Annotated in this window: 23 protein-coding genes and 1 tRNA gene; 18 read left to right on the forward strand and 6 right to left on the reverse strand. The window is 49.9% G+C overall.

Going from position 1 to position 25,834, the window contains the following annotated elements:
- Positions 1-116: 116 nt before the first annotated feature.
- From AAY72_RS08595 to AAY72_RS08625, 7 genes are all read left to right on the forward strand, one after another.
- Positions 117-193 (forward strand) — tRNA-Trp (locus tag AAY72_RS08595).
- 9 nt (positions 194-202) lie between these two features.
- Complete coding sequence (locus tag AAY72_RS08600) at positions 203-514, forward strand: hypothetical protein (protein WP_057786839.1); 312 nt, start codon at positions 203-205, stop codon at positions 512-514.
- Complete coding sequence (rimI, locus tag AAY72_RS08605; protein WP_057786841.1) at positions 507-947, forward strand: ribosomal protein S18-alanine N-acetyltransferase; 441 nt, start codon at positions 507-509, stop codon at positions 945-947. The genes AAY72_RS08600 and rimI overlap by 8 nt, the downstream gene beginning before the upstream one ends.
- 112 nt (positions 948-1,059) lie before the next feature.
- Positions 1,060-2,646, forward strand: a complete 1,587-nt coding sequence (gene prfC, locus AAY72_RS08610) for a peptide chain release factor 3 (RefSeq protein ID WP_008985867.1) — start codon at positions 1,060-1,062, stop codon at positions 2,644-2,646.
- A gap of 11 nt (positions 2,647-2,657) precedes the next feature.
- Positions 2,658-4,397, forward strand: coding sequence for an arginine--tRNA ligase (gene argS, locus AAY72_RS08615; RefSeq protein ID WP_057786843.1), 1,740 nt, complete (start codon positions 2,658-2,660; stop codon positions 4,395-4,397).
- A 1-nt stretch (position 4,398) separates the two neighbouring features.
- Positions 4,399-5,037 (forward strand): pyridoxamine 5'-phosphate oxidase, encoded by a 639-nt coding sequence (gene pdxH, locus AAY72_RS08620; protein ID WP_008985869.1) that lies wholly within the window; start codon positions 4,399-4,401, stop codon positions 5,035-5,037.
- A gap of 61 nt (positions 5,038-5,098) precedes the next feature.
- Positions 5,099-5,890: a TatD family hydrolase gene (locus tag AAY72_RS08625; protein ID WP_231728934.1), complete on the forward strand. Its 792-nt coding sequence runs from the start codon at positions 5,099-5,101 to the stop codon at positions 5,888-5,890.
- On the opposite strand, the gene AAY72_RS08630 is transcribed toward AAY72_RS08625, so the two are convergent.
- Positions 5,866-6,456 carry an AhpA/YtjB family protein gene (locus AAY72_RS08630; RefSeq protein ID WP_057786928.1) on the reverse strand — a complete coding sequence of 197 codons (591 nt, stop codon included), beginning with the start codon at positions 6,454-6,456 and terminating at the stop codon, positions 5,866-5,868. The two genes, AAY72_RS08625 and AAY72_RS08630, sit on opposite strands and share 25 nt — an antisense overlap.
- A gap of 80 nt (positions 6,457-6,536) precedes the next feature.
- Between AAY72_RS08630 and serB the strand changes: the two genes are divergently transcribed.
- Complete coding sequence (gene serB, locus AAY72_RS08635; RefSeq protein ID WP_231728935.1) at positions 6,537-7,547, forward strand: phosphoserine phosphatase SerB; 1,011 nt, start codon at positions 6,537-6,539, stop codon at positions 7,545-7,547.
- Positions 7,544-8,449 carry an alpha/beta fold hydrolase gene (locus AAY72_RS08640; RefSeq protein WP_057786848.1) on the forward strand — a complete coding sequence of 302 codons (906 nt, stop codon included), beginning with the start codon at positions 7,544-7,546 and terminating at the stop codon, positions 8,447-8,449. The genes serB and AAY72_RS08640 overlap by 4 nt, the downstream gene beginning before the upstream one ends.
- Here AAY72_RS08640 and AAY72_RS08645 read toward each other — a convergent pair.
- Entirely contained in the window at positions 8,415-10,943 is a 2,529-nt protein-coding gene (locus AAY72_RS08645; protein ID WP_008985874.1) for a PilZ domain-containing protein, read from the reverse strand. The genes AAY72_RS08640 and AAY72_RS08645 overlap by 35 nt on opposite strands.
- 380 nt (positions 10,944-11,323) lie before the next feature.
- Here AAY72_RS08645 and radA point away from each other — a divergent pair, with 380 nt between their 5' ends.
- Entirely contained in the window at positions 11,324-12,685 is a 1,362-nt protein-coding gene (gene radA, locus AAY72_RS08650; RefSeq protein ID WP_057786850.1) for a DNA repair protein RadA, read from the forward strand.
- Between the two features lie 38 nt (positions 12,686-12,723).
- Here the strand turns inward: radA and AAY72_RS08655 are convergent, their stop codons facing one another.
- On the reverse strand, positions 12,724-13,476 hold the full coding sequence (locus AAY72_RS08655) for an outer membrane protein assembly factor BamD (protein WP_008985876.1): 753 nt from the start codon (positions 13,474-13,476) through the stop codon (positions 12,724-12,726).
- A 123-nt stretch (positions 13,477-13,599) separates the two neighbouring features.
- Here AAY72_RS08655 and rluD point away from each other — a divergent pair, with 123 nt between their 5' ends.
- The 3 genes from rluD (at position 13,600) to clpB (ending at position 18,029) form a co-directional block, all read left to right on the forward strand.
- Complete coding sequence (gene rluD / locus AAY72_RS08660) at positions 13,600-14,574, forward strand: 23S rRNA pseudouridine(1911/1915/1917) synthase RluD (protein ID WP_057786852.1); 975 nt, start codon at positions 13,600-13,602, stop codon at positions 14,572-14,574.
- A 3-nt stretch (positions 14,575-14,577) separates the two neighbouring features.
- Positions 14,578-15,339 carry a peptidoglycan editing factor PgeF gene (gene pgeF / locus AAY72_RS08665; RefSeq protein WP_057786854.1) on the forward strand — a complete coding sequence of 254 codons (762 nt, stop codon included), beginning with the start codon at positions 14,578-14,580 and terminating at the stop codon, positions 15,337-15,339.
- A gap of 110 nt (positions 15,340-15,449) precedes the next feature.
- A complete protein-coding gene (gene clpB, locus AAY72_RS08670) occupies positions 15,450-18,029 on the forward strand; it encodes an ATP-dependent chaperone ClpB (RefSeq protein ID WP_008985879.1) in 2,580 nt (859 codons plus the stop codon).
- Between the two features lie 40 nt (positions 18,030-18,069).
- On the opposite strand, the gene AAY72_RS08675 is transcribed toward clpB, so the two are convergent.
- On the reverse strand, positions 18,070-18,480 hold the full coding sequence (locus tag AAY72_RS08675; RefSeq protein WP_008985880.1) for a DUF4124 domain-containing protein: 411 nt from the start codon (positions 18,478-18,480) through the stop codon (positions 18,070-18,072).
- Between the two features lie 64 nt (positions 18,481-18,544).
- On the opposite strand from AAY72_RS08675, the gene pssA reads away from it, so the two are divergent.
- The 3 genes from pssA to AAY72_RS08690 all read left to right on the forward strand — a co-directional run bounded on the left by pssA (position 18,545) and on the right by AAY72_RS08690 (position 21,822).
- Positions 18,545-19,378, forward strand: coding sequence for a CDP-diacylglycerol--serine O-phosphatidyltransferase (pssA, locus tag AAY72_RS08680; RefSeq protein ID WP_057786856.1), 834 nt, complete (start codon positions 18,545-18,547; stop codon positions 19,376-19,378).
- Positions 19,379-19,484: 106 nt separating this feature from the next.
- Complete coding sequence (gene gshA / locus AAY72_RS08685; RefSeq protein ID WP_057786858.1) at positions 19,485-21,077, forward strand: glutamate--cysteine ligase; 1,593 nt, start codon at positions 19,485-19,487, stop codon at positions 21,075-21,077.
- A gap of 106 nt (positions 21,078-21,183) precedes the next feature.
- Positions 21,184-21,822, forward strand: coding sequence for a hypothetical protein (locus tag AAY72_RS08690; protein ID WP_057786860.1), 639 nt, complete (start codon positions 21,184-21,186; stop codon positions 21,820-21,822).
- A 6-nt stretch (positions 21,823-21,828) separates the two neighbouring features.
- On the opposite strand, the gene AAY72_RS08695 is transcribed toward AAY72_RS08690, so the two are convergent.
- Together AAY72_RS08695 and AAY72_RS08700 are read right to left on the reverse strand one after the other, a co-directional pair.
- The gene (locus AAY72_RS08695; RefSeq protein ID WP_082628975.1) at positions 21,829-23,085 is read right to left on the reverse strand and encodes an HlyC/CorC family transporter; all 1,257 of its coding nucleotides are present in this window, start codon (positions 23,083-23,085) and stop codon (positions 21,829-21,831) included.
- Between the two features lie 43 nt (positions 23,086-23,128).
- Complete coding sequence (locus tag AAY72_RS08700) at positions 23,129-23,920, reverse strand: inner membrane protein YpjD (protein ID WP_057786862.1); 792 nt, start codon at positions 23,918-23,920, stop codon at positions 23,129-23,131.
- Positions 23,921-24,064: 144 nt separating this feature from the next.
- Between AAY72_RS08700 and ffh the strand changes: the two genes are divergently transcribed.
- On the forward strand, positions 24,065-25,432 hold the full coding sequence (gene ffh / locus AAY72_RS08705; RefSeq protein WP_057786864.1) for a signal recognition particle protein: 1,368 nt from the start codon (positions 24,065-24,067) through the stop codon (positions 25,430-25,432).
- A 135-nt stretch (positions 25,433-25,567) separates the two neighbouring features.
- The gene (gene rpsP, locus AAY72_RS08710) at positions 25,568-25,819 is read left to right on the forward strand and encodes a 30S ribosomal protein S16 (RefSeq protein WP_008609832.1); all 252 of its coding nucleotides are present in this window, start codon (positions 25,568-25,570) and stop codon (positions 25,817-25,819) included.
- Positions 25,820-25,834: the final 15 nt, after the last annotated feature.

A 25,834-nucleotide genomic window follows, 5' to 3' on the forward strand; every position in this document is an offset into this window, starting at 1 on the left:
CACTTTTTTGCAATTGAAAACGGCATCAAGCTGTAAGCTGAGCTTGTTTTAGTCCGCTGAGACAGTATAATGAGCGGCTATTTAACGACAGTGAGTCAGGTCGTTGGTAATTTTACAGGGGCATAGTTCCAATTGGTAGAACAGCGGTCTCCAAAACCGATGGTTGGGGGTTCGAATCCCTCTGCCCCTGCCAATTCCTGATATGACAAATCTTAATTCAACTCAATATTTACTGTTACAGCAACTCGGTATCAAGCCATTGCAACCGAAGCAAGGTTTTTTCGCTATGCCGGAAATGACTCTGCCATCAGCTGCTGAACGCTTGAGTGGCCAGCTACTTGCTGATCTGGAAACCTGTCTGACGCTGACCTCTTTGCAAGGTTACCGCATAGCGGCGCAACATAATGCGTTTAGCGTGCAGCAGCAACAATTACTGCTCGATCCCCAGTTCCAATTTACTCCTCAACAAAAACGTGCGCTCTGGACACTGCTGGGTGATTATATCAATGACTGAGATCCGCCCGTTAGAGCCTAAACAGATAGCCGAGCTTTATCTGATTGAACAAGCTGCCAATCCTTATCCCTGGTCAGAGAAGGTATTCGCCTCTTGCTTTGGCGAGCGCTATTTTAGTTTTGGTATCTATCTGCAAGAACAATTACAGGGTTTCTATTTTGGCCAGCATATCGCTGTCGAAGCGCAACTATTTAATATCTGTGTGCGGGCAGATGCGCAAGGGCAGGGGCTGGGGGCTCAGTTACTGCAGCATTTTATCGCTCAGTGCCAGCAACGTCAGGTGCTGGATGCCTGGCTCGAAGTGCGTGAATCAGCAAAGCATGCCATTCAGTTGTATCAAAAGTATGGTTTTATTGAAACCGGCCGCCGCGCCAACTATTACGTTAATGCCGCAGGTCGTGAAGCCGCCGTTTTAATGGCATTACCGCTGTAACATCTGCTTGCTGTTCAAGATGCTGTGAGTGAGCCGTTACGGCTGCTATAATAGCCGGCATTTACCAATACAGCTGCGACAAAAGTTCTCAGCGCTATTAGTTACGGAAATTATGACCAATCAAGCCTTTATTGCGGAAGTCGACAGCCGCAGAACCTTCGCTATTATCTCGCACCCGGATGCCGGTAAGACCACTATCACCGAAAAGGTGTTGTTATTCGGGCAACTTATTCAAAAAGCCGGTACCGTTAAAGGCAAAAAATCCGGCCAGTATGCCACCTCAGACTGGATGGAGATGGAAAAAGAGCGGGGCATCTCGGTTACCACCTCAGTGATGCAGTTTCCTTATAAAGACTGTCTGGTTAACCTGCTGGACACCCCCGGTCACGAGGATTTCTCGGAAGATACCTACCGCACCCTGACCGCCGTAGACTCTTGCTTAATGGTAATCGACGGCGCCAAAGGTGTTGAAGATCGGACCATCAAGCTGATGGAAGTTACCCGGCTACGCGATACACCTATTCTGACCTTTATGAATAAAATGGACCGGGATATCCGCGATCCGGTTGATTTGCTCGATGAAGTGGAAAGCGTATTGAAAATCGCCTGCGCCCCTATTACCTGGCCTATTGGTTCGGGTAAGGAATTTAAGGGCGTTTACCATATCCTGCGCGATGAGGTGATTTTTTATAAGTCGGGTTTTGGCCATACCATTCAGGATGTCGATATCATCAAAGGTATTGATAACCCTGAGCTGGATCAACGTCTTGGCTATTTCGCGCAACAATTGCGGGACGAAATGGAGCTGGTGCAGGGCGCCAGTCATGAATTTGACCGCGAGTTATTTTTAAAAGGCGAGTTAACACCGGTATTCTTCGGTACGGCGCTGGGTAACTTTGGTGTCGATCATATGCTGGATGGACTGACTGACTGGGCTCCTGCACCCCAGGCGCGTGAAACCACCAGTCGTAAGGTTGAGCCAACAGAGAGTGGCTTTAGCGGTTTTGTATTTAAGATCCAGGCGAATATGGATCCGAAGCACCGTGACCGTGTCGCCTTCCTGCGTATCGTGTCGGGCAAGTATGAAAAAGGTATGAAAGTACGGCACGTCCGTATTGGCAAAGATATTTTGATACCGCAGGCTTTAACCTTCCTCGCCGGCGATCGCGAGCATCTGGAAGAGGCCTATCCCGGTGACATTATCGGTTTGCATAACCATGGTACGATCAAAATTGGTGACACCTTTACCACTGGCGAAGATATGCAGTTTACCGGTATCCCGAACTTTGCACCGGAATTGTTCCGCCGAATCCGGTTGCGTGATCCGCTGAAACAAAAGCAATTATTAAAAGGCCTGGTACAGCTGTCAGAAGAAGGCGCAGTGCAGGTGTTTCGGCCACTGGACAATAACGATCTGATTGTGGGTGCCGTTGGCGTACTGCAGTTTGACGTGGTCGTGCATCGCTTAAAATCAGAATATAACGTTGATGCCTTGTACGAGAGTGTCAACGTCAGCACGGCGCGCTGGGTTTATTGCGATGATGCCAAAGCGCTGCAGGAATTCCAGAACAAAGCCAGCACTAACCTGGCGCTGGATGGTGGCGATAACCTGACCTATATTGCACCGACCATGGTTAACCTTAACCTGGCGATGGAGCGTTATCCGAAGATCAAATTCTTCAAAACCCGTGAACACTAACAGGTTAAGTAATGAATATTAAACAGCTTTTAGCCAATAAAACTCAGGACGCCTTTATTAAGTTAGGCTTGCCAGCTGAGACCAATCCGGCGGTGACGCAAAGCACTAGGCCGGAATTTGGTGACTACCAGATCAATGGCGCGATGAGCGCCGCCAAACAGTTAAAAACCAACCCTCGCCAGCTGGCTGAGCAACTGGTTGCCTTGTTAGCGCTGGATGATCTGGCCAGCAAGGTTGAGATCGCGGGCCCTGGTTTTATCAATGTGACCTTAAAGCCCGAATGGCTGGCCGGTGAATTAGCCCATTCCGCCAGTGATGCCCGCTTGGGCGTCAGCGCCAATCCGCAGCCACAAACCGTAGTGGTGGATTACTCGGCACCAAACCTGGCGAAGGAAATGCACGTTGGTCATTTGCGCTCGACCATTATCGGTGATGCCGTGGTTCGTACCCTGGAGTTCTGGGGTGATAAGGTGATCCGGCAAAACCATATGGGGGATTGGGGCACCCAGTTCGGGATGCTGATTGCGCATCTGGAAGATAAGCTGGCTGAGGGCGTGGATCTGGAAAGCGTCGCGCTCGCCGATCTGGAGGACTTCTACCGTCAGGCAAAAAAGCGTTTTGATGATGAAGCCGGCTTTGCCGATAAATCCCGTGACTATGTGGTGAAACTGCAAAGCGGGGATGCACATTGTCAAAAACTGTGGCAACTCTTTATCGATACCTCGGTTAAGCACAGTAATGAAGTCTATCAGAAGCTAAATGTGACGCTGACCGATGCCGATATCAAACCGGAAAGCGCCTACAACCCGATGCTACAGCCGATTGTTGATCAACTGGTTGCAGCTGGTATTGCGGTTGAGGATCAGGGCGCCTTGGTGGTGTTTTTAAGTGAGCTGGCCGATAAAGAAGGCAAGCCATCACCCTTTATCATTCAGAAAACCGGCGGTGGTTTCCTGTATGCCACTACTGATTTAGCTGCGTGTCAGTATCGTAGCCATCAGCTGGCGGCGGACCGGATTATTATCTTTACCGATGCCCGCCAGGCGCTGCACTTTAAACAGGTTGAACTGACGGCCCGTAAAGCTGGTTTACTGCGTGCCGACACCGCTTATGATCATTGCCCCTTTGGTACCATGATGGGCGAAGATGGTAAGCCATTTAAAACCCGTACCGGCGGCACTGTTAAGCTGGCTGAACTGTTGGAAGAGGCCGTAGTGCGGGCGGATGCGGTGGTGCGGGAAAAATCCAGCGAGCTGTCGGAGCAGGAGATCGCCGAGATCGCGCGTAAAGTGGGGATTGGTGCGGTAAAATTTGCTGATCTGTCGAAGAACCGCACCAGTGACTATATCTTTAGCTGGGATGCGATGCTGGCTTTTGAAGGCGCCACGGCGCCTTATCTGCAATACGCGTACACTCGGGTGCGCAGCATTTTGCGTAAAGCTGAGGTTGCAGACAGCTTCCAAGCGCCTATCGTACTGACCGCGGAGCAGGAAAGGCTGCTGGCGGTGAAAATCCTGCGCTTTGAAGAAACGCTGCAGCAGGTGATGAAGGATGCCCAGCCGAATTTACTTTGTAGCTACCTGTACGAGCTGGCCAGTTTGTTTATGACCTTCTATGAAGCCTGCCCAATCCTGAAAGATGGTGTTGATCCTGCTGAGCGGGATAGCCGTTTAATGCTCAGTATTATCAGTGCCCGCCTGCTGGCCAAGGGTTTGGATCTGCTGGGTATTGAGGTGATGGAGCGTATGTAACATGAAAATTGATGATATCCGCCGTAGTTACACCAAAGATAAGCTGGATGCGGATAATTTAGCCGCTGATCCGATAGTGCAATTTGAACAATGGCTAAAAGATGCGATTGCTGCTGAATTGCCGGATCCGACGGCAATGTGTGTCGCGACGGTGGATGCATCAGGCCAGCCGTCGCAACGGCTGGTGCTGTTAAAAGACGTCAACAGCAGTGGTTTTACCTTTTATACTAACCTTGGTAGCCGCAAAGCCTCTGAGCTGGCGGTTAATCCGAAGGTCAGTCTGCACTTTCCCTGGCATCCACTGGAGCGCCAGGTGATTGTTTACGGCACCGCCGAGCGCGTACCCAGCAGTCAGGTGGTAAAATATTTTCTGTCACGACCCAAAGAAAGTCAGCTGGCGGCCTGGGCCTCAGAGCAAAGCCGGCCGATTTCGACCCGGCATGCCCTGATGCAAAAGTTTGCCGAGATCAAACATAAGTTTGCGCATGGCGAAGTGCCTTTGCCCTCGTTTTGGGGCGGTTTTTTGGTGAAGCCGTCGAAAATAGAATTCTGGCAGGGGGGCGAACACCGCTTACACGATCGCTTTATGTATCAGCGTCAGGCCGATGGCAGCTGGCAAATCGAGCGGCTGTGTCCTTAATTAAGCCATGGCCTCATTTAGCTCTGCAACAATTAATCCAAGCCGCCTGCCATCAGGCGGCTTGGCGCTTTTTGATACCCACTGTCACCTCGACTTACCACAATTGGCACCACAGCAGCAGGAGCATTGGCAGCAGGCACAGCTGGTCGGTGTCAGAGCACTGCTGATCCCGGCGGTTTCAGCTGCAGCCTGGCCTGACTTACTGCAATTACGCGCCACAGAACCGGCCTGGCAAATTGCGCTGGGGATACATCCCTGGTGGGCGGCGCAGCATAGCTTGCAGCAGGTGACACAGCTGGCTGACTTACTGGAACAGCACCGCGGGCAGGTAGCTGCAGTAGGTGAAATTGGCCTTGATTTTGCGCTCGATAGTGACACCTTCGAGCTGCAGCAGCAGCTATTTAGTGCCCAACTGACGTTGGCTAACCGTCTGGATCTGCCGGTGATCCTGCATCATCGCAAAAGTCAGGTGCAGCTGCTGGCGGAGTTAAAACGGCAACGTTTTACCGCTGGTGGCATCCTGCATGCATTTTCAGGCAGCTATGCGCAGGGGATGGCCTTTATCGAGCAGGGTTTTAAACTGGGTATTGGAGGCACTATCACTTACGAGCGCGCCGAGAAAACCCGCAAAGCAGTATCAAAGCTGCCGCTTGCGGCCTTAGTGTTAGAGACGGATGCACCGGCAATGCCGCTGTCTGGCTTTCAGGGGCAAATTAATACGCCGGCGCAGTTACTGCGGGTGTTTGCAGCTTTATGCAGTTTACGCTCTGAACCCGCAGCTGTCATTGCGTCACAATTGTGGCAAAACAGTTTGGCGGCGTTAAAACTTCAGAGGTGTGGCCGATTGGCCTGATAGCGTTCAGCAAAATGGTAGAAGCTGCGCTTTATCAGCATCCCAATGGCGGCAGTCAGTAAAAATAAACCCAGCATTTGCTGCATTAACTGTTGCCAGAAATCATAGCCTGGAAACAGGCTTTTATCATGCAACATACTAATCTTGATATACCCCAGCAACTGCTCGCCGACCCTGATTTCCTCCACCATAGGTACCAGCGGTAACGATTGCTCGGGGCTGTACATCAGCCGGGCCGGGGTATTGGCCTCCGACCAACTAAGGCGAACACCATTTGCATCGTACACCACCACATCATGTAAAAACGGGTTTTCCGCGATTTGAGCGGTGAGTTGAATTAAGCCATCGAGTTGATCATTTTCCAGCAAGTAACCGGCGGTATGCGACAAGGCGGTCAGAGTTTCTCGCATTAATAGTTGATTTTGTTGTTGTAAAACCAGCTGTCCCTCGGCGCGGGCACTACTCCAGCTATGCAGGATAAACCAGATCCCCAGCACGGCGAGTGCTAACTGCAATAGTGTAATAACACTTGAAGAACGATAAGTGGATAGGCTATGGTGCTGCATAATCTTCATCTGCAAAGTTTAATGCCAGGCGCAATTGGCGCTAGGATGCCATGCCCTCTTCACTAAGTACAGGATCGAAATTGAATCAGATATCGCAAGCTATTCCGTTCGCGGAGCTGTCGCCCGTTGCATTAGTACAGGCCTATCAGGGGTGTTGCCAGCTTAGCTGGCAGCAGGGTCAGTTTAATGCAGTGAGCCAGGCGGCTAAGCCAGAATTGCCGGTTTTGCTATGTTTTGGTGCCCACTTTAGCTGGTCACTGCTAACCACGCTGGCACAGGCGCTGGCATTACCCGATGGGGTCGTTAAACTGAGTTTGCTACAGCCTGTGCCGCAATTGTCGCCAGCCCTGCGTTTGCATTTACCGGACGGTATGGTGCCACCGCAAGCCCTGTTAAATCGCTTAGCACTGGATTACGATTGCCAACTGGTTTATCTCAGGCAGCAACCCAGCTTGCGCCAGCCGGGGCTGCTGGTAATGGATATGGATTCTACTGCTATTGAAATTGAATGTATCGATGAGATCGCTAAGTTAGCAGGGGTTGGCGAACAGGTCGCTGCTATTACTGCCCGTGCGATGAACGGTGAGCTGGATTTTGCGCAAAGCCTGTTGGCCCGGGTGCAAACCTTAGCCGGTGCCCCGGAGTCGGTGTTAAGTGATGTACTAAAGCAATTGCCGCTGATGCCTGGTTTGACTGACTTGGTCGCGGTGTTACAACAGCATCACTGGCAGGTTGCCATTGCCTCCGGTGGTTTTACTTATTTTACCGAGGCTCTTAAACAGCGACTGCAGCTTAGCGCTACTTTTGCCAATCAGTTAGAAATTGTCGATGGCAAGTTAACCGGCCGGGTACTCGGAAATATTGTCGATGCGAAACGCAAAGCTGAGGTAGTCAGTGAGCTGGCGCAATGTTATCAGATCGCACCGTCGCAGACGGTAGCGATCGGTGATGGCGCAAACGACCTGCCTATGCTGGCCGAGGCTGCACTCGGCGTCGCCTTCCATGCCAAACCCAAGGTGCAGGCGGCAGCGAAGGCGGCGATTACTACAGGTTCATTATTACAGTTGCTGTATCTACTGGATTGTCCGTGAGTTTGTTACAACAATCATTGTATCTGGCACTACCAGAATATCGGCTACATCTGCGGCAGTTGCAGCCGGTTGGCAAACTTATCGCGCCGGTACTCTATCTGCATGGGGCAGTAGAAAACGGCCGTATTTTTTATAGTCAGAGTGGTAAGGGGCTGGGTTGTTTCTTAGCTGAGCAGGGCTTTATTGGCTATGCCGCGGACTTTGCCGGGCGGGGATTATCCACCCCGCGCTTGTCAGAAGGCTTACAACAAAGCCAACAGCAAATGATTTGTCAGGATATTCCGGCGCTACTGAATTATGTTTATCAGCAGCATCAGCAAAAAATTATTTTGATTTGTCACTCCTGGGCCGGTGTGTTGGCTGCGGCCAGTCTGGCGCGTTTTCCCGAGCTAACCACTAAAGTCCTGGCAAAAGTCTGTTTTGGCAGCAAAAGAGTGATTAGTGTAAACAGTTTCGCCAGAAAGCTGAAAATCGATCTTTGCTGGAACCGTTTAGCACCCTGGCTGGGACAACGCTATGGCTATGTGCCGGCAAAACGCTGGCGTTTTGGCGCGGATGACGAGCCAATGCAATTCTTACTCGATACCGTACGCTGGATCCGCGGTGACCCCTTTGTCGATTGCAGTGATGGTTTTGATTATCACGCGGCATGTCAGCGCACTAACTGGCCACCCTTATGGCATTTCGCCGCAGAAAAAGATCAACTGTTGGGTCATCCACAGGATGTACGGGCTTTTATCGAGGAGGCTGCTCAGCAACAAGCACGCTTCACACTGTTGAGTCGCTCTGCTGGCTATCAGCACCCTTATGACCATATCACGATGTTAACCGCGCCACAGGCACGTAACGAGCATTTCGCTGAGTTGGCTAACTGGTTAAAGCGCTTGCCGTCTGCAGAATAGCCTGACGTTGTTGTTGCTGAGCCTGACTTTGAGAGGGCGCAAAGCGGTTGACAAACTCGGTCGAGATTTCTACACCATCGGCTACACCTTCGACATGCCAGAGTTCTTCTTCCAGCGATTTAGCTTTGTGGATCGCATAGACACTGATATAACCCAGCTCTTTGGCGATGTACTCCGAATCGAGTTTACCGGTACGGGTTAGAAAGAACCTAAAAGCAAACAATGTATGCTGCTCAATAGCGTCTACCGCAAACAGCTTTAACTCATCCGCAGTGGCAAACTCAAAGTTAAAATAGCTACTAAACTGGCGCTGGCCAGCCACCGTCGCAACCCGGATATAGAGTTCGTAAGCTTTAGGGGGATCCTGGCGTTTCATTTGTTTTAGCTGATTGGCAAGTTCATAATTGAGCGTATGTGCTTTGGTTAGCAACTCGAAACTAAGATTGTTCTGCTCTTCCTGCGCCAGTAAAAGCAGGCTGTGGAGCGGATTGGGCTGAGCACCCTGGCCAAGGACGTTAATGTCATGCCTCAAGCCTTTGCGATGCACAAAGATGGCGAAGTTAGACAGGGCCTTTAAATACATATTACGCAGCGCATCAGAAAGCCCCGGATATTTTGGCGTTTCCTCAGCTACGGTCAGTTTATTCTTATTACTTTGAATAAGTTGTTGAAAAAACTGCTTGCCCTCATGCATATCCGCTTTGGCAATCTTAAGATTCATAATGGTGCGGCTTTTACTTACCGCCATTATCTCGTAAGGTAATCTACTTAGCTGATGTTTAAGCGTGATTTTTTGTAAATCGGGAAGATCCAGCAACACAATATCGCCTTTTTGCAGATTAACCGGCTGCGAAGCCTCCAGTTGCAGGCCCCCAGAGGAAAAATCACGACTAAAAGCTGTCAGTGGCTCGCTATCTTGTTTTGTACGCACCAATACAGTGGTTTTATATAAGTAACGGGATTCAGCGCGTAAGTTGACGTAATGGATTGGGATGGCTTCGCAAAGTGTGCCGGGCGCAGCTTTGCTTAATCCAAACTTGTTTAATGCTGCCAACTTGGAAGTGTCGTAGGTGTGGCCGGTGTAACAATGCCGCTGCTCCGCCGAACTAATATCTGTCAGGACTGCAATATAATAAATAGGCTCCAGCATACCTCGCAGCAAAGGTGAGGTTTGCTGGACACCGTGTGAGCCAGGTAATGCGAATTCGCTCTGGCTATTTGTCGCGCTGGTTTTCTGCAGGCTCAGATGGAAGATGCGCCAACTCGGTTTACCTGCACCAAAACCAAAAAACATGGCCCTTAGCGAAGGCTCTGTGGCTAATTCACTGCTTAAGGCTGCATAGAAGTAGAGCTTGCCTTTGGCGGCATGAGTAAAACAGTACAAAATATCAGTGCGTTCGGCCAGAGGGCGGTTTAGCAAATGTTTTAAGCGGCGGGCTGAAAGTAGATGGCTGAGCACTGATTGTTGTTGCTCGTCCAGAAAGTAATGCCAACAGCCTTTATTATAATCACTGGTTAAACAAAAGCGACTGGCAACCTGCCCATCCAGGATGCTCAGATAAACCGGTAGACTATTGATACGGGGCAGATAGTATTGTTCGTAACCTTTGGTGATTACGGCATCTGTGGTGTTATCCAGATTAACTTTATAACGACGTTTGTTACCATTAATAAAGCTCTGCAAAAACTGGTTAAACTGCGGGTGTTGCTCGGGTGCCAGACGTTTCAGCCGCCAATAGGCATATTTGTCCTGCAGCTCTTTGCCGACCACCTGATAGTCCAGCCCCTCTGGCAAGTTAAGGGTAAACTCTTTTTCCAGGCCTTTTAGCACCAGATTAATTACATCACCGGGTTCGGCGACTTTATCTGCCGGGACTTTTAATTTACAGCCGGAGACAGACAAATCACTGGTAATGGCGGCATAACGTTCTGTTGCGGTGCGAACTTCTACCTCGATGCCAAAATTCATCCGCTCTTCAATCCGGCTGATATAATTGCCAAATTGCACAAACTTATTTGGCTGATGCTGTTCCGGCGTATCGGTCAACTCCGGTTGCGAGCTTGTGGATTCATCAGGTAAGCTCGGACCGCGTCTCAAACTGTCCAGCGTCGTGCGGATCCGCTCTTCGGTTTCTTTACGATGACGCACGCGAAAGTTATTTTCCGCATTCATCACTTCTTCGTATACACCTAACGTATACTGACCATAAGCTGCGATGCCATCCTCAAAAATTTGGCGGGCTTTATCGTCCAGATAATGGGTTTTTTCCCGAAACTCATATGGTTTAACTTCGCCGTCAACATGCCCTCGCAAGTCAATATAATAATTGCAGGGTTGTGCCAGCCTTTTCAGCTCCATTTTCAGTAGAAACTGCTTGGATTTCGGAATACCGGCGGTCAGACTGGCAAAGGTTTGCTCAAACTCAGCCGAGTGCAGCAGACCTTTCATCCGCTCGATAATACCAAAATAGGCTTTCAAGTCTGTTGACGTCATAGTTTGATGATTCAGTTGCCAATTAGATGGCAGCCTCTGGTTATAATAAGGTTAAGCTACGGTGTTCTAAAATGAAAAGCAATATCTGTGCCTTTTAGGGCGTGTTGACGTTTTCTGCTTAGATTTTGTTCGCACTGGCGGCGCTTTGATCGCGAAACGAGGAGCGCAGTTTAGTTATTCTAAATAAGTGACGAGTGCCAAAGAGCAAAGCGCCGCCAGCGCGAACCCTTCGGGCAGCGTTTGGCTGGCGTTTCTACTGCGTTATCGCTTGTTCATGTAGAATAACTACACATCACAAGCTCTGCCTTGTATAAACACCAGCCAAACGGCTGCAAAAACAAGCAGCAAACGTCAACACGCCCTAGATAACAGGAAAGTAAATGGCTAAAAATAAAACCGCCTATGTCTGCAATGAATGTGGGGCAGACTTTATGCGTTGGCAGGGGCAATGTACTGAATGTCAGGCCTGGAATAGTATTACCGAAGTGCGCTTAGGCGCAGTTAACAGTAAAAATGCCCGCTTCGAAGGCTATGCCGGGGCGGCAGTGGCTAAGGTCATGCGGCTTGATGAAGTCGATTTACAGGATGTGCCGCGTTTTAGCTCTGGTTTTGCTGAGTTTGATCGGGTGCTGGGAGGAGGTATTGTGCCGGGCTCTGCCGTTCTAATCGGTGGTCATCCTGGTGCAGGTAAAAGTACCTTACTGCTGCAAATTATGTGTGGTCTGGCGGCGCAAGGCGGCGCCCTGTATGTCACTGGCGAAGAGTCGTTGCAACAGGTGGCAATGCGGGCTCAGCGTTTAGCTTTACCCATGAGTGAACTGAAAATGCTGGCAGAGACTAATGTTGAAACGATCTGCCATCTGGCACAGCAAGAAAAGCCACGCATTATGGTAATTGATTCGATTCAGGTGATGCATTTGGCCGACATTCAATCCGCACCTGGCAGTGTGTCACAGGTGCGTGAAAGTGCGGCTTTTCTAACGCGCTTTGCCAAGCAGCATCAAATTGCCATTATCATGGTTGGCCACGTTACCAAAGATGGTTCGCTCGCCGGGCCCAAGGTTCTGGAGCATTGTATTGATTGCTCGGTGATGTTGGATGGTGATGCGGATAGTCGTTATCGCACCTTACGAGGTCATAAAAATCGCTTTGGCCCGGTGAATGAACTGGGCGTGTTTGCGATGACCGGTCAGGGCATGAAAGAAGTCAAAAATCCGTCGGCTATTTTTTTAACCCGCAGCAAAGAAGATCAATCCGGTAGTATTGTCATGGTGCTATGGGAAGGCACCCGGCCATTATTGGTAGAGATCCAGGGGTTGGTTGATTATTCACCGCTCAATAATCCGCGCCGGGTTACACTGGGGATGGAGCAAAACCGGATTGCTATGCTACTGGCCGTAATGCACCGGCATGCCGGTATTCAGATGGCCGATCAGGATGTCTTTGTGAACGTGGTGGGGGGGGTTAAGGTTAATGAAACCAGTGCCGATCTGGCAACCTTGCTGGCTTTAGTTTCAAGTTTCCGGGATAAGCCATTACCTAATGATTTGGTTGTCTTTGGTGAAGTGGGTCTGGCTGGCGAAATTCGTCCGGTCCCTAGTGGGCAGGAGCGATTGAAGGAAGCAGCTAAGCACGGATTTAAACGCGCCATTGTCCCAAGTGCGAACCAACCGAAAGAGGCGATTGCCGGAATGACGGTGATCGGTGTAACTAAGTTATCAGAAGCCTTAGAAGCCCTTTGATAAAGAGGCGCCCCTGCATAGCGCAGGGGCGATGATTTCTAGCGGAAACGCGCGTTTTGCGGGAAGTTGAGTAACAAGACTTGTTCGGTGTCTGTTTTTAATTTATCCAGACCCAGGCGGTCATAACTTTCCACCATAATTTCCAGCGCTTGTTCAACTAAGGGTGAGTCACGATAAAACTCAACTACATATTTGCCCCGATTAGCAGCAGCCAGGAAAGCACCACGGCGCATATAATAATCCGCTACTAATAGCTCATGACGAGCCAATTTATCTTTAATGGCTACCATGCGCTTTTTCGCATCATCGGCGTAGCGGCTTTGTGGATAGTTATTTAACAGGATCCGAAAGTCATCAAATGCCTGACGAGTACTCGCCAGATCACGGTCTGCGCGGTCAACGCCGAAGAACTCCTGAAAAGCGTTTTCGTCAGCTTTCAGGTTGGTCAGACCACGCATATAGTACACATAATCCAAATCCGGCTGATTGGGGTTTAGCCGGATAAAACGGTCAATACTGGCCAGCGCTTGTGGTAAGTCGCCTGACTGATGGTAGGCATAAATTAAATCGAGCTGGACCTGACGGGCAATAGGGCCAAATGGATAGCGACTTTCTACGGCTTTTAGCAGTTCAATGGCTCGGTTGTAGAGTCCGGCGTCCAGCACTTCTTTAGCTTGTTGATACTGGCCTTGCGCGGTTTGATTTGGGTTAATGGCTTCCTCTTTCGGTTTCCCGGCACAGGCAGATAAGGCAATTACGCACAAAGCGATTAAAATAAATTTTAGTTTCATGTAAAAATCCGTTACTACTTCGGCTAAATGGCTGTCTAGTCCGGCGTAAAATCGTTAAAATACCCGCTCAAGCGATTCTACCCCAGATATCGCGGGGTTGCACACAGGATAACTGCTTCCGTTATGACAAAACAGCTAAAACTTTCAGAAATCGTACCTGAGCATCTTTTCGGTAAGCGCTTAGATCAGGTTCTGGCCGAAATGTTCCCGGATTATTCACGTTCGCGGATAAAAGAGTGGATCCTGGCCAATAGTGTGCAGGTTAACGGGCAGGCCTGTGCGATTCCACGCCAGAAAATGCTGGGCGGTGAGCAGATCGAGATTCTGGCCGATATTCTGGAAGAAGAGCGTTTTGATGCTGAACCCATTGCACTGGATATTATTTTTGAAGATGAACATATTCTGGTAATTAATAAACCGGCTGGTCTGGTGGTGCATCCGGGAGCCGGTAATCAAGACGGTACTTTACTTAATGCGTTGCTACACCATTGCCCGGCTATTGCCGAGGTACCACGGGCGGGTATCGTACATCGTTTAGATAAAGATACGACCGGTCTGATGGTGATCGCGAAAACCATCCCGGCACAGACGCATTTAGTCGAGGCGATGCAAGCGCGGGAAATTACCCGGGAATATGAAGCGGTCTGTTACGGCACTATGACCGGTGGCGGTACTGTGAAACAACCGATTGGCCGGCATCAAACCAAAAGAACGCTAATGGCAGTCAATGAAAACGGCAAACCGGCAGTGACGCATTATCGGGTGATGGAGAAATACCGCGCTCATACCCGTTTGCGCCTGCGGCTGGAAACCGGTCGCACGCACCAGATCCGGGTGCATATGACCTTTATCAGTCACCCGCTGGTTGGTGATCCGGTATATGGCGGTCGGCCAAGACCGCCACGCCAGGCCGGTGAAGAGTTATTGCAGCTGCTGCGTAATTTTAAACGTCAGGCGTTGCACGCTGCTATGTTAAAGCTGGCGCATCCTATTACCGGCCAGTTACTGGAATGGCATGCACCCTTACCTGATGATTTAGTTGCCCTAAACGACGCCCTGCGAGCAGATACGCAGCAGCACGGTATGGACTTTGTGTAACCGATGATAGACGCTGCCAACACCACAGTATTGCTCTACCCCGATTGGCCGGCACCGGCTAATGTCAGAGCGGTAAGTTCGACTCGTTTGGGCGGGGTGTCAACAGCGAGCTTTTCTAGTCTTAATCTCGGGGCTCATGTCGGTGATGATCCCATAGCAGTCAATACCAACCGGCAGCGCTTTGCTGAACTGGCGACACTGCCGGCGATACCGTTTTGGCTGAACCAGGTGCATGGTACCCGGGTGTTGCAATTACCTACGGCTGCACAGACTGATTTAACCGCTGATGCCAGTTACAGCCGGCAAGCGGCACAGGTGTGTCTGGTGATGACCGCCGATTGCTTACCACTGCTGATTTGCAATCTTGCCGGCACTGAAGTCGCGGCGGTACATGCAGGCTGGCGTGGTTTAGCTGCCGGTGTGATAGAACAAACGCTGGCTTGTTTTCAGTCACCTGCTGCTGAATTGCTGGTTTGGCTGGGGCCAGCAATAGGCCCTACGGCGTTTGAAGTGGGTAGCGAAGTGCGGGCCGTATTTGTGGCACAAAACCCGCTGGCGTCAGGTGCCTTTGTGGCGTTAAGCGCCGAAAAATATTTAGCGGATCTCTATCAGCTCGCCCGACTCCGATTACAGCAGAGTGGTATTACCGCCATTTATGGAGCTGAATATTGCACTTATAGCGATCAACAGCGTTTTTTCTCTTATCGGCGTGATGGCCAAACCGGCCGTCAGGCCAGTGCAATCTGGCTGCAGCCTTCACCTTAACGGCATTGGCTTGATACAAGTCAAATTTTTGACGTTTGCTGCTTGAATTTTCCACACTCCCACCCAATCTTAGCTAACATCATAGTTAAGGTATCAGCGGGAGCCTGCCAATGCGTCTAGATAAATTTACCAGTAAATTCCAGGAAGCCATTGCCGATGCGCAATCGCTGGCGCTGGGTCGCGATCAACAATTTATTGAGCCAGTGCATATTATGTTTGCCTTACTAAATCAGGAAGGCGGCACAGTGCGCGAGCTGTTGAACAAGCTGGCCATCAACTTTAATGAACTGCGTTCTAAAGTAAGTCAGGCAATAGAGCGTCTGCCCCGGGTGGAGGGTGATGCCGGTAGCTTGCAGCTGTCTGCTGCAACAGCTCAATTGTTGCAGCAGTGCGATAAGCTGGCACAAAAGCGTAAAGATCAGTTTATTTCCAGTGAGTTATTTGTGCTGGCGGCTACCGAGGATAAATCTGAATTAGGCCGCATTTTACAGTTACTGGGCGTGACGAAAGATAAGGTCAGCGCTGCGATCGAGCAACTGCGTGCCGGTCAGAAAGTGGAAGATGCGAATGCTGAAGATACCCGCCAGGCGTTGACCAAATATACCATTGATCTGACCGCCCGCGCCGAGTCCGGCAAGCTGGATCCGGTGATCGGCCGAGACGAAGAAATTCGTCGTTGTGTTCAGGTGCTGCAGCGGCGTACCAAAAATAACCCGGTACTAATTGGTGAGCCTGGTGTGGGTAAAACAGCGATTGTCGAGGGTTTAGCGCAGCGCATTGTGAACAAAGAAGTCCCGGAAGGTTTAAAAGACAAGCGGGTTCTCTCACTGGATATGGGCGCGCTGCTGGCTGGCGCTAAATATCGCGGTGAATTTGAAGAACGCTTAAAAGCCGTGCTGAATGAAGTAGCCAAAGAAGAAGGCCAGATCATTCTGTTTATTGATGAAATTCATACCATGGTCGGTGCCGGCAAGGCCGATGGTGCCATGGACGCTGGTAATATGTTAAAGCCGGCACTAGCGCGCGGTGAACTGCACTGTTTGGGCGCCACTACGCTGGATGAATATCGCAAATATATTGAGAAAGATGCGGCGCTGGAGCGTCGTTTCCAAAAAGTGCTGGTAGAAGAGCCGAGTGTCGAGGACACCATTGCCATCCTGCGTGGTTTAAAAGAGCGTTACGAACTGCACCATTCGGTAGAAATTACTGACCCGGCGATTGTGGCGGCAGCAACGCTGTCACATCGTTATGTCAGTGACCGGCAACTACCCGATAAAGCTATCGATTTGATTGACGAAGCGGCTTCCAGTATCCGGATGCAAATGGATTCCAAACCGGAGGAGCTAGATCGCTTAGAGCGCCGGATTATCCAGCTAAAGCTGGAAGACAATGCGTTGGCGAAAGAAACCGATGATGCCAGTAAAAAACGCCGCGACACCATCCGTGAACAAATCGATGAGCTGGAGCAGCGTTATAACGAACTGGATGAAGTCTGGGAGTCGGAAAAGGCTGCGTTACAAGGCACGCAAAATATTAAAGCCGAATTGGAGCAGGCGAGACTGGATCTGGAAGTGGCCAGACGCGCCAGCGATCTGCAGCGGATGTCGGAACTACAGTATGGTCGTATCCCTGAGCTGGAGAAAAAACTGGATCTCGCCTCGCAAGCCGAGATGCAGGAAATGACCTTGCTGCGGCATAAGGTGACTGATCAGGAAATTGCCGATGTGTTATCAAAGGCCACCGGTATTCCGGTCAATAAAATGCTGGAAGGCGAACGCGATAAATTATTACGGATGGAAGATGCGCTACACGCTAAAGTTGTCGGACAGCAGGAGGCGGTAAGTGCGGTTGCGAACGCTATTCGCCGTTCCCGTGCCGGGCTGGCCGATCCGAACAAACCCATTGGCTCCTTCCTATTCCTGGGGCCCACAGGGGTCGGTAAAACCGAGTTGACCAAGGCGCTGGCGCAATTCTTATTTGATAGCCCGGATGCGATGGTGCGGATCGATATGTCCGAGTTTATGGAGAAACATGCGGTCTCACGGCTAGTGGGTGCGCCTCCGGGCTACGTTGGCTATGAGGAGGGCGGTTATCTGACCGAGGCGGTAAGGCGGAAACCTTATTCTGTGATCTTGCTGGATGAGGTGGAGAAAGCGCACCCGGATGTGTTTAATATTCTGCTACAGGTACTGGATGATGGCCGGCTGACTGATGGCCAGGGCCGCACCGTCGATTTCAAAAATGCGGTGATTATTATGACATCGAATCTTGGCTCCGATTTGATTCAGGAACACTATCGTGAGTTTAGCTATACCGAGATGAAAGAGATGTTGATGGGCGTGCTGAGTAAACAGTTCCGGCCAGAGTTTCTAAACCGGCTGGACGAAGCAGTGGTATTTCACCCGCTGGATGATCGGCAAATTAAACAGATCGCCTCGATTCAGCTGGCGCGGCTGGAGCAACGTTTACAGCAGCGTGATTACCAGTTGTCGGTAAGTGATGCGGCACTGGAAAAACTGGCTGAGGTAGGTTTCGATCCATTGTATGGTGCCAGACCATTAAAACGGGCGATTCAGCAACATCTGGAAAACCCGCTGGCGCAGGCCTTGTTGCAAGGCGAGATCTTACCTGGTTCTACTGTGGTAATAGACCACAACGGCCAGCAGTTCACGGTAACCAGCCGGAATTAATTGCGCTCCGGAAACTTCCGGAGCGAAATAAACTTAACGATTAAGGCGCTGCAGGACAGCGCCTTTTTATTTCAAAATTTGCCAACAGGATTTGCTGCTCACGCTCTTCGTTAGTCAACAATCTTAGCTCTTCACTGTTTGCTTCTTTGGTAAACAGCTCCTGACTGCTTTGCAGTAGCGTTAACTGGTCTCGCGCTTGTTGACAAAGCGTTGGATCAAGTGCTACCGCTGCTGCCTGCTCAGCATTAACGGTACCCGCCGTTAATGCAGGGGCTGATGCCGCCTGGCTGGTACGAATTGTCACTAATTGATATTCGCCCTGAGCCGGTGGCTGTTGGCTGAAATGCACTACACCCTTAGCATCTTGCCAACTGTAAACCGTTTGCGCAGCAACACTCAGGCTAAGAACTGAAAAGATGCTACCAATTAAGATTTGCCTCACTTTTGCCATGGTTCTATCCATGCTATGTTATGTCCCTTATAATCAGTGTAATCGTTTTTTCAGAAGTTGCCTTATGACAGATTTAAAAAACAGTGAAACCAGCCCACATAAGGGCATATATCTGCTTCCTAACCTGTTAACGACTGCAGGTTTATTTTCTGGCTTTTTTGCTATCGTATCATCAATGAACGGTCGCTTTGAAGCCGCAGCGGTCGCCATTTTTATTGCGATGATTTTTGATGGTCTTGACGGCCGGGTGGCGCGCTTAACCAATACCCAAAGTGAATTTGGTGCTCAGTATGACAGTATGTCAGATTTACTGGCTTTTGGTGTCGCCCCTGCCTTGGTGGCTTATAACTGGGCTCTGGCCGATTTAGGTAAGTTTGGTTGGTTAGCGGCCTTTATCTATGTTGCTTGTGCCGCTTTGCGTCTGGCGCGCTTTAATGCCAATCTGAGTGTTACCGACGGTCGGTTTTTTCAGGGGTTGGCCAGCCCTGCTGCCGCTGCGCTGGTCGCGGGTATGGTCTGGAACGGTGCCGCCTTCGAAATCGATGGCGATAAATATGGTTACTTAGTTGGCTTACTGACTATTACTGCAGGCTTTTTAATGGTGAGTAATTTCCGTTATAACTCATTTAAAAACCTGAACTGGCGTGACCGGGTGTCATTCCTGACTATTTTGCTGGTGGTATTAATTTTTGTCGTTATTGCGGCACGACCGGCACAAATGCTGTTTATTATCTTTCTGGCCTACGCTTGCTCCGGTCCTATCACGACGTTTCGCAGTGTGCGCAAACTTAAACTCGAACATGTGGTGGGGGATTCTGAAGATGCAGACTTTCTGGATGACGCTGAACCGAAAAAGCCCGCCGCGCAAGAATCTACGGAGTCAGAGCCGAAAAACTGATCCCGGAAGCTGGTTGGTCGCGTAAGGCGCTTTTCGTGTTACGCCCTTGATAATAGGTTTGCTTTCCCCAATCATTGGGGAAAGCTTCAATCAGTAAGGAATCATCTTGAGCTCCAGCATTTCTCAACGTTTGGCTGCACTGCAGCAAGCCGGCCAGCAACACAGTATCAAAGGTATAAAACGCGGTATAGAGCGCGAGACGCTGCGCGTTAATCAGGATGGTTCGCTGGCTCAAACGCCACATCCGGTGGCCCTTGGCTCTGCGTTGACCCATCCCTGGATTACTACTGATTTTTCGGAGTCTTTACTGGAGTTTATTACTCCAGCCAGTGCCGACTTAGAGCTTACCTTGGCACAACTGACTGATATTCATCGTTTTACGCTAAAAAAATTGCAGCTGGAGCGACTCTGGCCGGCTAGTATGCCGTGTTATATCACCGATCAACACCAGATCCCGCTGGCGCAATACGGCACATCTAATGTCGGAAAAATGAAAACGCTGTATCGTCAGGGTTTAAAGAACCGCTATGGCAGTATGATGCAGGCGATCAGTGGCGTCCATTTTAACTTCTCGCTGCCGCAGAGCTTCTGGCAGGCTTATCAGCCGTTAGTTGGCGATAACGGCAGCCTACAGGATTTTGTGTCTGAACAGTATCTGGCGTTAATTCGTAACTATAAGCGTTATGCCTGGCTGATCGTGTATCTGTTTGGCGCTTCACCAGCCATGTGTCAGTCATTCCTTGAGGGGCGTCAATCGCGCTATTCTTTCCAGAAGCTGGGGAAGGGAACGCTCTATCTGCCTTATGCGACCTCACTGCGAATGAGTGATCTGGGTTATACCAACAGTGCACAATCCAGTTTAAACATCACTTACAACAGCCTGCCGGAATATATTGCCGGTTTGCACGCCGCCGTAACCCAGCCGTCTTCAGAGTATCAAAATATTGGCGTAAAAGTGGACGGTGAGTTTCAGCAGTTAAATAGTAATGTGCTGCAAATTGAAAACGAGTTTTACTCGACTATCCGTCCAAAGCGTACTACGGAATCGGGCGAGCGTCCTACCTGTGCATTATCAAAACGCGGGGTTGAGTATATTGAAGTTCGCGCCCTGGATGTGAATCCGTTTAGTAGTATTGGCATTACGGCTGAGCAAATGCGTTTTCTGGATATTTTTCTGGTCTATTGTTTACTTGAGCAAAGTCCGGACTTATCAGCCCGTGAGCAGCAAGTGACCGAACAAAATCTGAAAAAGGTGGTGACAGATGGTCGGCGTCATAATTTGGAGCTAATCCAGGATGGTCAGCCACGACTGATGCAAGATTGGGCCGAGCAACTATTCGCTGACATGATGCCAATAGCTAAATGGTTGGATGAGGTTTATCAGAGTGACCGCTATCAGGCGGCAATGCGTCAGTATTATTTAAGCTTGCTCGATCCGGCGCAAACCCCGTCTGGCAAAATCCTCAATCATTTGCTTAGTAGCCGGCAGGACAATGGCCACTATATGCGTGAGCTGGCGGAAACTTATCGCGCGCAACTGTTAGCCGAAAGCTATCAGGTTTATACCGAGGAAGATTTCGTCAGCGCTGCCATTACATCGCTGACCAAGCAGCAGCAAATTGAAGCGGCGGACACCTTGAGCTTTGAACAGTATCTTGCTGAATATTTTGCTGAAGTTCCAGCCTGTACTCAGGCCTGAGTGGCTTAGCCGGATAAAAAAACGGCTACCAGAGGTAGCCGTGAAGGAGAATCCAGGGAAAACAAAAACTTGGTTTGCATCCATGCATACTGTTAGAATCTGACTGATGCCTATAGTTCAAAAAAAGTTTAAAAAAAATAACTCTTTGATTCTGCTAAGCTTGTTAGTGCTGCTTAGCGGCTGCGCGACGCCGCCGCCGCAAAACAAAAGTAATATCTGCGAAATTTTCGGTGAAAATCGCGCCTGGTATAAGGCAACGGCCAATGCCAGTGAAAAATGGGGCATGCCAATCGCAGTGCCGATCAGCTTTATGTATCAGGAAAGCGGCTTTAAGCATAATGCTAAGCCGCCGATGCGCTACTTCCTTGGCTTTATTCCTTATGGCCGCGGCAGCTCTGCTTATGGCTACTCGCAAGCCAAAACACCAACCTGGGACGATTATGTCAAGGATACCGGCCGCTTCTTTGCCAGTCGCAGCAATTTTGCTGACGCAGTAGACTTTATCGGTTGGTATATAGATAAAACCCATCAGGTGAATAAAGTTGCCAAAGACGATGCTTACCGGCTTTACCTGAACTATCACGAGGGGTGGGGCGGCTATCGGCGCGGTACTTACCGCAGTAAAAGCTGGTTACAGAATACGGCCAGGCGGGTTGATGATCGCGCCAAAACTTATCAACAGCAGCTACAAGGCTGTGAGAAAGACTTAAAACGTGGCTGGTTAAGCCGTCTGCTGTTCGGTTGAGACGCTTTAAGGCAATACCAGCCGCACCGTTTTAATCATATTATCCTGCACATCCAGAATTTCCAGTTGAAAGCCGGCAATTTTGACACTCATTGAACCTTGCGGGATTTCTTCCAGGTGCTCTAATAACAAACCATTCAGGGTTTTCGGACCATCGGTAGGGAAATCGAGCTGCATTTGCCGGTTCAGATCACGCAGGTTAATACTGCCATCAATCAGATAAGAACCGTCGGGCTGCTGCAGAATATCTTCGTGCTTATCTTCAATCACGTCAGTGGTAAATTCGCCTACCACTTCTTCCAGAATATCCTCCAGGGTGACCAGCCCCTGAATATCACCATACTCATCTACCACTAAACCAATCCGTTCTTTGGTACTCTGAAATTTTAACAGTTGGGTATTTAGCGGCGTACCTTCCGGGATATAATAAATTTCATGTACTGAGCGCAGCAGGCTGGCTTTGGTAAATTGTTCTTTTAACAGCAGGCGCACCAGATCTCGCGGATGCACAAAGCCAATCGCATCATCCATGCTATCCCGGTACAGTAATACCCGGCTATGCTGAGCATTCGCCAGCTGACGCACGATATCTTTCCAATCATCGTTAACGTCGATACCGGTGATCTCATTACGCGGCGTCATAATATCTTCAACCTTAACATTTTCTAAATCCAGCACGCCGACCAGCATACTCTGGTGCTGTTCTGGGATCAGGGCACCGGCCTCGTGTACCACAGTCTTGAGTTCTTCTGCACTCAGGCTATGTCCTTGATGTTTTTCCGGACTCACTCCCATCATGGCCAGCAAACCGTTTGTTATCCAGTTGATGAACCAAACCAGCGGGTAGAAGGTTTTCAGCAGTGGTTTGAGTATGGCTGAACTGGGGAAGGCAACCCGTTCAGGGTGCAGTGCGGCCAGGGTTTTCGGAGTCACTTCGCCAAATACCAGAATCACCAGCGTTAGAATGATGGTTGCAATGGCAATACCTGCATCACCATATAAACGCATGCCGATAATAGTCGCAATCGCTGACGCGGCGATATTAACCAGATTATTACCAATCAGGATCAAACCAATTAACCGATCCGGGCGTTCTAACAATTCCGATACGCGCTTTGCACCTTGATGCTGCTCATTTGCAAGGTGCTTTAACCGGTAGCGATTAACCGACATCATGCCTGTTTCTGATCCTGAGAAATAGGCTGAGATAAACAGCAGTACTCCCAAAATAATAAAGAGGGTACTGGTTGAGATTGCGTCCAAACGTTAATTACCTTTATGGTCAAACATAAATTAAGTGGCAGTATCAAAATCTGCCGAGCAACACCTCTTTTACAAAGCGGCTGCCAAAATAAGCCAGGGTGAGCAACACGCTACCACTGATTGTCAGCGTAATAGCGGTTTTGCCACGCCAGCCAAGACGAGCATGTCCCCAGCTTAAAGCACCGAATAACACTAAAGCCAGTAAACTTAACAGGCTTTTATGATCTATCCAGTCTGTCATAAAGGGAATGCCACTGAGTAACGCCAGCGCTAACAGCAAGGTACCAGCCGCTAACAGACGAAACTGCAGATTTTCAGCCTGTAATAATGGCGGCAAAAAGCGACTGACACCAGAAAAGTTTTTCTGTTTCAACTTATAACTAATGTAAGACACTTGAATTGAATACAAGGTAGCCATAATCAGTACAACATAGGCCGTAAAGGCGATAGCGATATGGACTAACAAGCCAGCATTCTGCTCCAGATGCTGCAGCTGAACTGAAACCGGGAACAACAAACTGGCCAGTAAAATCAGCGCAGCGCAGCCATACGCCAGTGGTAATAGAAGCACCGCGGGTGAGCGCAGTGAGGTTAGCGTAACGGACAAGGTGAGTAACCAGCACACCAGCGAGCTGACATTAAGTAAACTGAAGTTTTGACCCTGCCCGGTGAAAATGCTGTCTACCAGCGCCAACATATGCAGTACCACTGCCGCAGTACCGGCACTGAACGTCAGTTTAAAATTCGGTCCTGCCGGGTGGAACAAACGCCAAAGCAGGGTAACCGTTGCAACCGTATAGGCAGTCAGGGCCAACGCGGGTAACAACCAAGGCATGCTTAACACTCCTGTGATGCAGTAAGTTGGCTATTGTATTGCAAGTTTCCGGCAAAGCCCAGCAGCAAGATGGCTTTGCGCAAAGGCTGACGCTGGCATCACAACGCGCTATAATCGGCATAATTACCGAATTGGATCTCCGCTATGTTTGAAAATCTGTCAGATCGTTTAAGCCGGACCCTGAAAAATATTAGTGGTCGTGGTCGTCTTACCGAAGACAATATTAAAGAAACGCTACGGGAAGTGCGGATGGCACTGCTCGAAGCTGACGTGGCATTGCCGGTTGTCAAAGACTTTATCAACCAGATCAAAGAGCGCTCTGTGGGTCTGGAGGTCAGCAAAAGTCTGACCCCAGGGCAGGAATTTCTAAAAATCGTCCGTAAAGCCCTGGAAGAAGCCATGGGCGAGGCGAATGAAGAGCTGGCTCTTAATACCCAACCGCCGGCGGTGATTCTGATGGCGGGTTTACAGGGGGCAGGTAAAACCACCTCTGTTGGTAAGCTGGCAAAGTTTCTGACCGAACGGAAAAAGAAAAAAGTGTTGGTGGTATCGGCTGACGTTTACCGGCCTGCTGCAATTAAACAATTGGAAACCCTGGCCAAAGCGGTCAATGTTGAGTTTTTCCCCAGCGACATCTCGCAGGCGCCGGTTGCTATTGTTAATGCTGCCATCACGCATGCCAAAACCCGGATGTTTGATGTGCTGCTGGTCGATACCGCCGGTCGTCTGCATGTCGACAGCGAGATGATGGATGAAATCAAGGCGCTGCATGCCGCGGTAAAGCCGATTGAAACCCTGTTCGTGGTCGATGCCATGACCGGTCAGGATGCGGCTAATACGGCCAAAGCCTTTAACGAAGCCCTGCCATTAACCGGGGTGATCTTAACCAAAGCCGATGGTGATGCCCGTGGTGGTGCCGCTTTATCTATCCGCCATATTACCGGCAAGCCAATTAAGTTTATCGGTACCGGTGAGAAAACTGACGCCTTAGAGCCGTTCCATCCGGATCGTATCGCCTCGCGCATTTTAGGTATGGGCGATGTGCTGAGCCTGATTGAAGAGCTTGAGCAGAAGGTCGATAAAGAAAAAACCGCGAAAATGGCGCAGAAGATGATGAAAGGCAAAGGCTTTTCATTGGAAGATTTTCGCGAGCAGCTGGTACAGATGCGTAGCATGGGCGGTATGATGTCACTGATGGACAAGCTGCCGGGGATGAAAAATCTGCCAGCAGGTGCTGCCAGCCAGTTAGATGAAAAGCAGTTTGTACGGATGGAAGCCATTATCAACTCGATGACGCCGAAAGAGCGGGAATTTCCGGACCTGCTAAAAGGCTCGCGCAAAAAACGGATAGCGGCCGGCTCCGGCACTCAGGTGCAGGAGATCAATCAGTTGCTGAAACAATTTACTCAAATGCAGAAAATGATGAAGCAAATGAGCGGCAAAGGCGGCTTGATGAAGATGATGCGCAGCATGGGCGGCAAGTTGCCTCCCGGTATGTTACCACCGCGCTGATCCTGGTGTGACGGGTTGCCAGGCCGCGAAATGCCTTGCATTCGCGGCAAAAATCCGTACAATGCAGCAGCCCTGCAGTCCGACTGCGGGCTTTGTTATTTTTTAAAACCTGAACGATTGAAATTAGAGGACGGTATGGTAACTATTCGTTTACAACGTGGTGGCGCGAAAAAGCGTCCATTTTACCAAGTTGTGGTAGCGGACAGCCGTTTTGCTCGTGATGGCCGTTTTATTGAGCGCGTGGGTTTCTTTAACCCAATCGCCAGCGGCACTGAAGAGAAACTGCGTCTGGACCTGGATCGCGTTGACCACTGGGTAGCACAAGGTGCTGCACTGAGTGATCGCGTGGCCACTCTGGTAAAAAACGCTAAGAAAGCAGCTGCTTAATTAGCAAGGCGTGTG

This window comes from Alishewanella sp. WH16-1, assembly GCF_001441695.1.
Lineage (GTDB): Bacteria > Pseudomonadota > Gammaproteobacteria > Enterobacterales > Alteromonadaceae > Alishewanella > Alishewanella agri.